This is a genomic window from Bradyrhizobium sp. i1.15.2 (assembly GCF_040548425.1).
GTDB classification, from domain to species: Bacteria; Pseudomonadota; Alphaproteobacteria; order Rhizobiales; family Xanthobacteraceae; genus Bradyrhizobium; species Bradyrhizobium canariense.
In genome coordinates this window covers 1-1009 of the sequence record NZ_JBEPRQ010000090.1, presented here as the reverse complement: position 1 = coordinate 1009, position 1009 = coordinate 1, and the positions used below count along the sequence as shown (strand labels likewise).

The 1009-nt window shown below is 65.6% G+C and carries 1 protein-coding gene and 1 pseudogene; both read right to left on the bottom strand.

Annotated elements, in window-relative coordinates; genetic code table 11:
• A partial coding sequence (locus tag ABIB80_RS39340) for an SIS domain-containing protein (protein WP_354129655.1) occupies window positions 1–740 on the bottom strand: 740 nt, incomplete at its 3' end.
• An 11-nt stretch (window positions 741–751) separates the two neighbouring features.
• Window positions 752–1009 (bottom strand): annotated as a pseudogene (locus tag ABIB80_RS39335) (N-acetylmuramic acid 6-phosphate etherase); the annotation flags it as partial.

The window sequence follows — 1009 nt, the reverse complement described above, 5'->3', positions numbered from 1 at the left end:
GGCGTGCGCGACGATAACGCAGCGCGCGGCCCATGCTGCAGCTCGGCGGCGCTCAGACCAATGGAAGGCAGGCGCAGGATTTCCGACAATTTGAGAGCGATCTCCCGCGCCGAGCCGAGGCCCAGGCCCCGCGCCGCCACAAAAACAGCTGACGCCTTGGCGAGACCATCGGCAATCCCGGACCAGTCGAGTGCCAACGCGCGGTGCAGGCGCTCGGGCAGCCTGTCGATGGCTGACCGCAGCGCATGATCTCCCGCCAGCTCGGCAACAAGTTGGGCGGCGGCGGCCATCGAGCCGATCACGGTCTTGGTCGCCGCTACGGAGTGCTCCTGGCCGGCCTCGATCGGAACCACGAATTCCGCTTCGTCAGCCACCGGCGACGACGTCGCATTGAGGATGGCGATGGTGCGGGCGCCCGCGGCGCGCGCCGATCTGGTCGCCGCGACAAGATCGGGGCTGCGCCCGGATTGCGAGATCACGATGAACAGCGCATGGCGCAGCATCAAGGGTGTACGAAATGCCGTGATCACCGAAGGAGCGCTGGCTGAAACGGGAAGGCGGAGCCGCGTCTCGACAAGGTATCTCAAGTAAACCCCGGCATGCCCGGAGCTTCCCCGACCGCATACGACGCACAGGGGCGCAGAGCCAATCCCAATTCGCTGTGCGATGTCGCGCGTTGCGGGGCGGTTACGAACAATATTGGCAACAACATCCGCGCTTTCCCCTATTTCGCTCGCCATCGCGGATGTCGTCACGGCTCGCGCGCTCCGCCTTGCTTCCGCGCCGCTTCCTTGGGATGCCGGTCAGGATGCGAGTCACGATCCCCGGCGAGCTCGGCAAACACGCGCCGAAGATTGCCGTCACAGTTTTTCAGGATAGTCTCGGCATCGACCCTGTCGACACCCAACGCCAGCAGGCCTGCCGTCTTGATGTCTCCCTCGGCCTGCTCAAGCCAGTGTGCTGCGTGCGACGGATCACAGCGCGCGATTTGCGCCACCATGGCCTCGGC